Raw genomic sequence first — 9,416 nt, 5'->3', positions numbered from 1 at the left:
GCTTTAATGGTTGCTACGAAAGTTACTCCGCAATGACGTGATCGTCGATCTCGTCGATCCGGTTGACGCCGCACAGGCCCATGGTCGTGAGCAGTTCCTTCTGGATGATGTCGATCGCCTTGGCGACGCCGGCCTGGCCGGCGGCGCCCAGGCCATAGGCATAGGCGCGGCCGATCATGCAGGACTTTGCTCCGAGCGCGAGCGCGCGCATCACGTCCTGGCCGGAGCGGATGCCGCCGTCGAACATGATCTCCATCCTCTCACCGACGGCGTCGACGATTTCGGGCAGCATTTCGATCGAGGACGGCGCGCCGTCGAGCTGGCGGCCGCCATGGTTGGACACAACGAGGGCCTGCGCGCCGGTCTTGGCGGCAAGCTCGGCGTCCTCGACGTCGAGGATGCCCTTCAGAATCAGCTTGCCCGGCCAGATGCTGCGGATCCAGTCGATGTCCTTCCAGTTCAGCGAGGTGTCGAACTGCGAGTTGATCCAGGTCGACAGCGACGTGATGTCGTCGCTGATCTTCAGATGACCGGCGAGATTGCCGAAGGTGCGGCGCTTGCCCTGCAGCACGCCGGAGACCCAGGCCGGCTTGGTCGCGAAATCGATCAGCTTCGACAGTGACCATTCCGGCGGCACCGTCATGCCGTTCTTGATGTCGGCATGGCGCTGGCCGATCACCTGGAGGTCGACGGTGAGCACGAGCGCGCTGCACTTGGCCGCGATCGCGCGCTGGATCAGCTCCTTGATGAAGCCGCGGTCCTTCATCACGTAGAGCTGGAACCAGAACGGCTTCTCGACGCTGGCCGCGATGTCCTCGATCGAGCAGATCGACATCGTCGATTGCGTGAACGGGATGCCGGCGGCCTGCGCGGCGCGGCAGGCGTGGATCTCGCCGTCGCCGTGCTGCATGCCCAGCAGGCCCACGGGCGCGAGTATCAGCGGCATGGTCGAGGGTTCGCCGAGAATGGTGGTCGCGGTATCGCGCTTGGAGACATCGACCAGGATGCGCTGGCGAAACTTGATGGCCTGCATGTCCTCGCGGTTGGCGCGCAGCGTTTCCTCGGCATAGGAGCCGCGGTCGCAATAATCGAAGAACGCCTTCGGCACGCGGCGCTGATGCAGCGTACGGAGATCGTCGATACAGGTGATGTGCTTCATGAACGTTTCCCCGCCCCTCTTGTATCGAAAAGTCTTGCATCGGAAGATTTAGGGGTCATCTACCATGGTTGGACGCACAGCCAAATCGTTTGCAGATCCTCTGCAGGGAGGGCGCCATGACCAGACCGCGCAGCCAGCCGACGCCGGAAGAGATCAAGGAGAAGCTCCGGCTCGAAGAAGCGCTGGAAGAGGGACTGGAAGAGACCTTCCCCGGCTCCGATCCCGTCAGCGTCATCCAGCCGCCGCCAAGCCTTGGGGACAGCCACATCAAACGCACTGACTAGGCGGCGGGTTCCACTCCGTTCCGGCCGGCGAGCCGGAAATATAATGTTAACAATAAGTTATCTGGGCCGCTACCGCCCCGGTTCCGTAATGATTCATCATATTTTTTGAAGCCAAGTTAGCCGCAATGGCCTTATAAGACCCTCAGCAAATCAGGGATGCGGGGCCCGTTCGGGCATCCCGTGGTTGTAGTCGGGATCCCTGGTTGTTGCCTGGGGGACGATATGAGCCGCAAATATTTCGGGACGGACGGGATTCGGGGCCGCGCCAACGGACTGATCACGCCGGAGCTCGCGCTCAAGGTCGGCCAGGCCGCAGGCCTGGCGTTTCAGCGCGGCGACCACCGCCATCGCGTCGTGATCGGGAAGGACACCCGCCTGTCGGGCTACATGATCGAATATGCCATGGTGGCGGGCTTCACTTCGGTCGGCATGGACGTGTTGCTGGTCGGCCCGATGCCGACGCCGGCGGTTGCGATGCTGACCAAGTCGATGCGCGCCGATCTCGGCGTGATGATCTCGGCCTCGCACAATCTGTTCGAGGATAACGGCATCAAGCTATTCGGCCCGCAAGGCTTCAAGCTCTCCGACGACGTCGAGAAGCAGATCGAGCTGCTGCTCGACGAATCGCTGGACAAGCGGCTGGCGCAGAGCGCCAGCCTGGGACGCGCCCGCCGCATAGACGGCGTCCACGACCGCTACATCGAATTCGCCAAGCGCACGCTGCCGCGCGATCTGTCGCTCGACGGCCTGCGCGTCGTGGTCGATTGCGCCAATGGCGCCGCCTACAAGGTGGTGCCGGAGGCGCTGTGGGAACTCGGCGCCGACGTGGTGCCGATCGGGGTGGAGCCGGACGGCTTCAACATCAACAAGGAATGCGGCTCGACCTCGCCGGAAGCATTGTCGAAGAAGGTGCGCGAGATGCGCGCCGACATCGGCGTCGCGCTCGATGGCGATGCCGATCGCGTCATCCTGGTCGACGAGCGCGGCCATCTCGTCGACGGCGACCAGTTGCTCGCGGTGATCGCGCAGAGCTGGAAGGAAGACGGCCGGCTGTCGCGGCCCGGCATCGTTGCGACCGTGATGTCGAATCTCGGGCTGGAGCGCTTCCTGAACGGGCAGGGGCTCGAACTCGTGCGCACGCCGGTCGGCGACCGCTACGTGCTCGAGCAGATGCTGAACGGCGGCTACAATCTCGGCGGCGAGCAGTCCGGCCACATCATCCTGTCCGATTATGCCACCACCGGCGATGGGTTTGTTGCTGCCTTGCAGGTGCTGGCAGTGGTGCAGAGGCTGCGCCGACCCGTATCCGAGGTCTGCCACCGCTTCGATCCGCTGCCGCAGATCCTCAAGAACGTCCGCCACAAGGGCGGCAAGCCGCTCGACGATAAGGACGTCAAATCGGCGATCTCCGACGGCGAGAACCGGCTCAACGGCCACGGCCGGCTCTTGATCCGCTCCTCCGGCACCGAGCCCGTGATCCGCGTCATGGGCGAGGGCGAGGATCGCGTCCTGGTCGAGGACGTCGTCGACACCATCGTCTCCGCGCTCGGCCACGCGGCGGCTTAGGCGCCTGCAGCCCATCCTTCGAGACGCCCGCCTTTGGCGGGCCCTCAGGATGAGGTCTGCTGCTCGGCGAAATCTCAGACCCTCATGGTGAGGAGCCCGCCTCAAGCGGGCGTCTCGAACCATGCAGGCCCCGACGGGTTCACCGAGGTGGACCCGCAGCTCAAGGCGCATCCCAGCCATCGACGATTGGCGGTGGCTCGGCTGTTGCTTGCATCGTAACTAGCGGATGCGGCGGTTCGCCGCGTCTGCCGGGATCGAGCCTTTGAACAAGCCTGTCGTCGTCTCCGAGGAAACGCTGACCGAGCCGGTCGCCGTCGTGCCGGCCGCGACCAAGACGGCCGCTGCCAAGCCGGGCGCGGGGCCGGCCTATGTCGTGCTCGCCGGCATCAGTTTCTCGCACTTCCTCAACGACACCATGCAGTCGCTGATCGCTTCGGTGTATCCGATCCTGAAGGACACCTACGCGCTCGACTTCGCGCAAATCGGCATGATCACGCTGGCGTTTCAGTTCACGGCTTCGCTGCTCCAGCCGGTGGTCGGGCACTACACCGACAAGAAGGCGCAGCCTTATTCGCTGGCGATCGGCATGGCCTCGACCTTCTTCGGCCTGCTGCTGCTCAGCGCCGCGCACCAGTATCTCGTCATCCTCGTCGCAGCCGCGCTGGTCGGTCTCGGCTCGGCGGTGTTTCACCCCGAATCCGCGCGCATCGCGCGGCTTGCATCCGGCGGCCGCTACGGTTTTGCGCAGTCGGTGTTCCAGCTCGGCGGCAGCTTCGGCACGTCGATGGGGCCGTTGCTGGCCGCGCTCATCGTCGTGCCGTTCGGGCAGGGCAGCATCGCCTGGTTCTCCTCGATCGCGTTCCTCGCGATCGTCATCCTCTGGCGCATCGGCCGCTGGTACGCGCCGCAGATCACGACAAGGAAGGCGGCACCGGTTCATACCCAGCCGGGCGGGCCGAGCTCGCGCCGGGTCGTCGTTGTGTTGGCCGTGCTGGTGGCACTGCTGTTCTCAAAACAGCTCTACGTGTCGAGCCTGTCGAGCTACTACATCTTCTACCTGATCGACCGCTTCGGCGTGTCGACACAGACTGCCCAGATCTATCTCTTCATCTTCCTCGCAGCGAACGCGGTCGGTGCATTTCTCGGCGGGCCCTTGGGCGACCGTTTCGGCCGCAAGATCGTGATCTGGATCTCGATTCTCGGCGCGCTGCCGTTCACGCTGGCGCTGCCCTATGCCGGGCTTGCCGGCAGTGCGGTGCTGTCCGTGATCGTCGGCCTGATCATCTCCTCGACCACGTCGTCGATCATCGTGTTCGCGCAGGAACTGGTGCCGCATCGCTTCGGCATGATCTCCGGCGTGTTCTTCGGCGTCGCGTTCGGCATCGGGGGCTTAGGCGCCGCCGTGCTCGGCAAGCTCGCCGACCACACCTCGATCGCGTTCGTCTATCAGGTCTGCGCCTGGCTGCCGGCGATCGGGCTGCTTGCGGTGTTCCTGCCCAGCCTGCCGCGGCACACGCGTTAACGCATTCCTTCTCGCCGCGATGGGCTTCATCAATCGTTAGCAATTGCGGCGCGCGGGCGCAGCAGTTTTGCAACGCTCGCGGCGCATCCGCGTGTGCAGTGAGAAAAAATCAACCTTAAAAATTAGGGTTAAGCGGCGCTTAAACATTTGCTGCCAACGTCCGGGCCGTGAGTTTCCAGAACGTGAGGCGCCGTATTGCCTCACCGGCCAAAAGGACGAAGCCAATGCGTAGCGTTAAGTCTCTCCTTGCCGCGGGTGCGGCAACCCTGATCTCGTCGATGGCGTTCGCCGCCGATATGCCGATCGCGGCTCCGCCTCCCATGTACGCGCCGCCGGCCCCGCCCGCCGACTTCGGCGGCTGGTATCTCCGCGGCGACATCGGCATGACCAACCAGAGCATGAAGAGCCTGCACAGCGTGAGCATCGACAGGGTCAACACCAGCTTCCCTGGCTCGCTGCAGGACAACGGTTTCGGCTTCGACAGCTCTCCCCTCTACAAGCTTGGCGTCGGCTATCAATTTAACAACTGGTTCCGTGCTGATCTCACCGGCGAATATCGCGGCAAGGCGAACCTTCACGGTTCGCAGAACATCCCTGCGAACTCTGCCTATGCGGTCGCCAACAACCAGTTCCTTGTCGACAATTATTCCGGCAGCAAGTCGGAATGGGTGGTGATGGCCAACGCATATGTAGATCTCGGTACCTGGTGGTGCGTGACGCCCTATATCGGTGCCGGCATCGGCGGCGCATATAATCGCCTCAGCGGCTTCCGCGATGACGGCGTGATCTCGACCGGTGGCGTTCAGAGCAGCAGCGTCACCTATGCGGGTGACTCCGGAAAATGGAATCTCGCATGGGCCGTGCACGCTGGTCTTGCTTACAAGGTTACACCGAACGTGACGCTGGACCTGGCTTACCGCTACATCAACCTGGGGGACGCAGTGACAGGGCCCACCCACTCCTTCGACGGCGTCACCGTGGTGAACGGCAGCCCATTTACGGTCAAGGACATCACCTCGCATGACCTGATGCTCGGCGTGCGCTGGAACCTTGATCAGCCGACGCCGGTCTACCATGCGCCGCTCATCACCAAGGGCTGATCGACCGCTCGATCGCTTAAGACTTCTTAACGGCGCGGGATGCTCCCGCGCCGTTTTGCTTTGTGTATTTTTCATGGCCCCGGTGATGAAAGCCGCCGCCGCAACCATTGGTTAAGGTTAACAGGCGATGATTATCGGCGAAAGTTCGAGTCCGATTTGGAGCGTTGCGATGCGTAGGCTTTTGTTAGCGGCGGCGATGTTGGGGACGGTGTCTGCCGCACACGCGGCCGATATGCCTGATCTGCCGATCCTGCGCGGAGGGTTCACCGACGGACTGAGTAAATCCAGTGTCAATTGGCAAGGCGGCTATGTCGGCGGCCAGGCGGGCTACGGCGCGTCGGACGAACATTTCAACGGCAGCAACAAGACGATGCTGGACACCCTGCTGGACCACAATGTTATTCAGCAGATGGACGTGGCGAACTGGAATCTCGGCCTCGGCGGACAGTCGACCCGGTCGAGCGGCTACGGCGCCTTCTTCGGATACAACGGCCAGTGGGATGACGTCGTCCTCGGCCTCGAGGTGAGCTATCTACACGGCTCATTCGGTGGCACCTCACAAGCGTCCAAGGAACTTGTCAGTGGCAGCGCGCTGAGCGATGGTTTTTTCCACGATGTCAAGGTGACATCGTCGGCTGGAATCTCAATCTCGGATATGGCGACTTTCCGTGGCCGTGCGGCCTACGCCTGGGGCTGCTTCCTGCCTTACGTGTTCGGCGGTTTCGCGCTCGGCAAAGCCGACATATCGCGCACCGTCCTCGTAGAGGATGCGGTCAGCGCCACAATCCTGGGGCCATTCACGAGGCTGCAGCCGCTGAGTGCGACGGATACCGTGCACAATCACATGATCTACGGCTATACCGCGGGTCTTGGCGTTGACGTCAACCTCGTCGGCGGGCTGTTCGCGCGCGCTGAATGGGAATACATCCGCTTCACCACCAACATCGACACGAGTATCAACACCGTTCGAGCGGGTCTCGGCTACAAGTTCTGACGCACCGCTTCGCCTTGCGCTGGTTGACAGGTGCTTTCCGTCCTGATGCTCTGTCGCCAAAGCAGGGCGGCGGCGATGAAGATCTACGGCGACAGCAACTCCGGCAATTGTCTGAAGGTGAAGTGGGTCTGCGACAAGCTCGCGCTGCCCTACCAGTGGATCGAGATCGACACGCGCAAGGGCGAGACGCGCACGCCGCAGTTTCTGAAGATGAACGGCGCGGGGCAGGTACCGACTGTCGCCTTCGATGACGGCCGCACGCTGGCCCAGTCCAATGCCATCATCCGCTATCTCGCCCGCGACAGCGCGCTCATTCCGCGCGACGCATATGCTGCCGCCAAGATGGACGAATGGCTGTTCTGGGAACAGTACAGCCACGAACCCTATATCGCGGTGTGCCGCTTCCAGCTGGTCTATCTCGGCAGGAACGCCTCCGAGCTCGATCCGGACAAGGTCAAGCGCGGCTATGCGGCGCTCGACCGCATGGAACAGCACCTGGCGGTGAGCCGCTTCCTCGCCGGCGACGTGATTTCGCTCGCCGACGTCTCGCTGCTCGCCTATACGCGTGTGGCACATGAAGGCGGCTTCGATCTCGGTCGCTTTGCTGCCGTCCGCCGCTGGATCGGCGACGCCGAGGCCAATCTCGGCCTTCCGCCGGCACGTTGAATTCGAGAGCATCAGCATGAACGCCGAGCCTATCTCCATCCGTCGCGCGCGCCGCGAGGATGTTGCCGCGATCGTGGCAATGCTCGCCGACGATCATCTCGGGCGCTCCCGCGAGCAGGTCGAGGACCCGCTGCCTGCCTCCTACTATGAGGCCTTCGAGCGGATCGAGCGCGATTCAAATCTCCAGCTCGTGGTTGCTGAGAGCGAGGGCAGGGTGGTCGGCTGCCTGCAACTGGCGATCCTGCCCGGGATCAGCTCGCAAGGCGGCTTGCGCGGCCTGCTCGAAGATGTCCGCGTTGCTTCCGATTACCGCAGCCGCGGCATCGGCGAGCAATTGGTGCAATGGGCGATCGCGCAAGCCAAAGCGCGAGGCTGCAATCTGGTCGAGCTGCTGACGCATGCAAGCCGCGTCGATGCGCAGCGCTTCTACAAGCGGCTCGGATTCGCTGCGAGTCATGTCGGCATGACTGTTCGCTTTTGAGGCAGACCCTTACGGCCGTTGCGCAATCAGCAAATTCAGATCGCGCATTCGTTCATGTTAAGAGCCGGTAAACTACCCAGCCGTCGTTCACGTTGAACCGCGAACGAACGGTGCTACGGCAGCGTCGGACACCGAGCTCGGTCGGTTCGGGGATTTCGATGACAAGCTATTCGATGATCAAGGTCGGCAACGACTACGTCGTGCAGGCCAATGACAAATGCATTTTGAAAGTCGGCAGCCGCCGCAGAGCCGCGCAATTGATCAGCGAGGCCACGGACCTGCTGAATGCGCTTGCCGAGGTGGAATCCCCAAAAATCGCACCGGAAGCGCCGTCACTCCGCCGTGAGCCGCCGGAACTTCCTTGACTGGCCTACCCGATTCCCGTATCAGCCGCGGCGGGACACCTCCCCCCAACGGGAGGCTTACTATCTGGAAGGGTAGACGATGACTGTAGCGAAGCCCGCTTCGCGGCCGACCGTGCCGCACTTCTCCTCCGGCCCCTGCGCCAAGCGCCCCGGCTGGAACGCCCAAAATCTCAAGGACGCAGCGCTCGGCCGTTCGCATCGCGCGAAGGTCGGCAAGACCAAGCTCAAGCTCGCGATCGATTTGACGCGCGAAGTGCTTGAGGTGCCCGCGGATTATCGCATCGGCATCGTGCCGGCCTCCGATACCGGCGCGGTCGAGATGGCGCTGTGGTCGCTGCTGGGAGCGCGGCCCGTCACCACGCTCGCCTGGGAATCCTTCGGCGAGGGCTGGGTCAGCGACATCGTCAAGGAATTGAAGCTCAAGGACGTCACCAAGCTCAACGCGGCCTACGGCGAGATCCCCGATCTGTCCAAGGTCGATCCGAAGTCCGACGTCGTCTTCACCTGGAACGGCACCACCTCGGGCGTGCGCGTGCCGAACGCCGACTGGATCAGCTCTGCCCGCGAAGGCCTGACCATTTGCGATGCCACCTCGGCGGCGTTTGCGCAGTCGCTCGACTGGGCGAAGCTCGATGTCGTCACCTTCTCCTGGCAGAAGGCGCTCGGCGGTGAAGCCGCGCACGGCATGCTGGTTCTCTCGCCGCGCGCGGTGGAGCGGCTCGAGACCTACAAGCCGGCCTGGCCGCTGCCGAAAATCTTCCGCATGACCAAGGGCGGCAAGATCAACGAGGGCATCTTCGTCGGCGAGACCATCAACACGCCGTCGATGCTCTGTGTCGAGGACTATCTCGACGCGCTGAACTGGGCCAAATCGATCGGCGGCCTCAAGGCCCTGATCGCGCGCGCCGACGCCAACACCAAGGCGCTGGCCGACTGGAAAGCGAAGACGCCGTGGATCGACTTCCTCGCCAAGGACGCATCGATCCGCTCCAACACCTCGGTGTGCCTGAAGTTCACGGATCCCGCGATCACTTCGCTGCCGGTGGATGCGCAAGCCGACTTCTGCAAGAAGCTGGTTGCACTGGTCGAAAAGGAAGGCGCAGGATACGACTTCGCGTACTACCGCGATGCCCCGGCCGGCCTGCGCATCTGGTGCGGCGCCACTGTCGAGGCCAGGGACGTCGAGCTTCTCACGCAGTGGATCGACTGGGCCTTTGCCGAGACCAAGGCCGCGTTGCCCAAGGCGGCGTGAGGTTCTGACCCTCCCCTGGAGGGGGAG

The 9,416-nt window shown here is 63.2% G+C and carries 10 protein-coding genes; 9 read left to right on the top strand and 1 reads right to left on the bottom strand.

Annotated features, from left to right (window positions below):
• Nucleotides 1-22: 22 nt before the first annotated feature.
• Nucleotides 23-1,159, bottom strand: coding sequence for an alpha-hydroxy acid oxidase (locus FXV83_RS37235; RefSeq protein ID WP_148744693.1), 1,137 nt, complete (start codon nt 1,157-1,159; stop codon nt 23-25).
• 116 nt (nt 1,160-1,275) lie between these two features.
• On the opposite strand from FXV83_RS37235, the gene FXV83_RS43270 reads away from it, so the two are divergent.
• From FXV83_RS43270 to FXV83_RS37195, 9 genes are all read left to right on the top strand, one after another.
• Nucleotides 1,276-1,443, top strand: a complete 168-nt coding sequence (locus FXV83_RS43270; RefSeq protein ID WP_187436430.1) for a hypothetical protein — start codon at nt 1,276-1,278, stop codon at nt 1,441-1,443.
• Nucleotides 1,444-1,665: 222 nt separating this feature from the next.
• Entirely contained in the window at nt 1,666-3,009 is a 1,344-nt protein-coding gene (glmM, locus tag FXV83_RS37230; RefSeq protein ID WP_148744691.1) for a phosphoglucosamine mutase, read from the top strand.
• Nucleotides 3,010-3,271: 262 nt separating this feature from the next.
• On the top strand, nt 3,272-4,531 hold the full coding sequence (locus tag FXV83_RS37225) for an MFS transporter (RefSeq protein ID WP_187436429.1): 1,260 nt from the start codon (nt 3,272-3,274) through the stop codon (nt 4,529-4,531).
• A 224-nt stretch (nt 4,532-4,755) separates the two neighbouring features.
• Nucleotides 4,756-5,631: an outer membrane protein gene (locus tag FXV83_RS37220; protein WP_148744687.1), complete on the top strand. Its 876-nt coding sequence runs from the start codon at nt 4,756-4,758 to the stop codon at nt 5,629-5,631.
• 169 nt (nt 5,632-5,800) lie between these two features.
• On the top strand, nt 5,801-6,625 hold the full coding sequence (locus tag FXV83_RS37215) for an outer membrane protein (RefSeq protein WP_187436431.1): 825 nt from the start codon (nt 5,801-5,803) through the stop codon (nt 6,623-6,625).
• A gap of 75 nt (nt 6,626-6,700) precedes the next feature.
• The gene (locus FXV83_RS37210; RefSeq protein ID WP_148744685.1) at nt 6,701-7,291 is read left to right on the top strand and encodes a glutathione S-transferase family protein; all 591 of its coding nucleotides are present in this window, start codon (nt 6,701-6,703) and stop codon (nt 7,289-7,291) included.
• 16 nt (nt 7,292-7,307) lie between these two features.
• The gene (locus FXV83_RS37205; protein WP_148744683.1) at nt 7,308-7,772 is read left to right on the top strand and encodes a GNAT family N-acetyltransferase; all 465 of its coding nucleotides are present in this window, start codon (nt 7,308-7,310) and stop codon (nt 7,770-7,772) included.
• Between the two features lie 173 nt (nt 7,773-7,945).
• Nucleotides 7,946-8,137: a hypothetical protein gene (locus FXV83_RS37200; RefSeq protein ID WP_235940528.1), complete on the top strand. Its 192-nt coding sequence runs from the start codon at nt 7,946-7,948 to the stop codon at nt 8,135-8,137.
• A gap of 79 nt (nt 8,138-8,216) precedes the next feature.
• Nucleotides 8,217-9,389, top strand: coding sequence for a phosphoserine transaminase (locus FXV83_RS37195; protein WP_148744679.1), 1,173 nt, complete (start codon nt 8,217-8,219; stop codon nt 9,387-9,389).
• The last annotated feature ends 27 nt before the right edge of the window (nt 9,390-9,416 follow it).

The organism is Bradyrhizobium hipponense, assembly GCF_008123965.1.
Taxonomy (GTDB): Bacteria; Pseudomonadota; Alphaproteobacteria; order Rhizobiales; family Xanthobacteraceae; genus Bradyrhizobium; species Bradyrhizobium hipponense.
Note: the sequence above shows the minus strand (reverse complement) of the source record. Positions and strands in the feature narration are given on the sequence as shown.

Bases quoted from the DNA above. Each gene is read 5' to 3' on its own strand.
- FXV83_RS37235 (WP_148744693.1), bottom strand. From the start codon at position 1,159: ATGAAGCACATCACCTGTATCGACGATCTCCGTACGCTGCATCAGCGC.
- FXV83_RS43270 (WP_187436430.1), top strand. From the start codon at position 1,276: ATGACCAGACCGCGCAGCCAGCCGACGCCGGAAGAGATCAAGGAGAAG.
- glmM (WP_148744691.1), top strand. From the start codon at position 1,666: ATGAGCCGCAAATATTTCGGGACGGACGGGATTCGGGGCCGCGCCAAC.
- FXV83_RS37220 (WP_148744687.1), top strand. From the start codon at position 4,756: ATGCGTAGCGTTAAGTCTCTCCTTGCCGCGGGTGCGGCAACCCTGATC.
- FXV83_RS37215 (WP_187436431.1), top strand. From the start codon at position 5,801: ATGCGTAGGCTTTTGTTAGCGGCGGCGATGTTGGGGACGGTGTCTGCC.
- FXV83_RS37210 (WP_148744685.1), top strand. From the start codon at position 6,701: ATGAAGATCTACGGCGACAGCAACTCCGGCAATTGTCTGAAGGTGAAG.
- FXV83_RS37205 (WP_148744683.1), top strand. From the start codon at position 7,308: ATGAACGCCGAGCCTATCTCCATCCGTCGCGCGCGCCGCGAGGATGTT.
- FXV83_RS37200 (WP_235940528.1), top strand. From the start codon at position 7,946: ATGATCAAGGTCGGCAACGACTACGTCGTGCAGGCCAATGACAAATGC.
- FXV83_RS37195 (WP_148744679.1), top strand. From the start codon at position 8,217: ATGACTGTAGCGAAGCCCGCTTCGCGGCCGACCGTGCCGCACTTCTCC.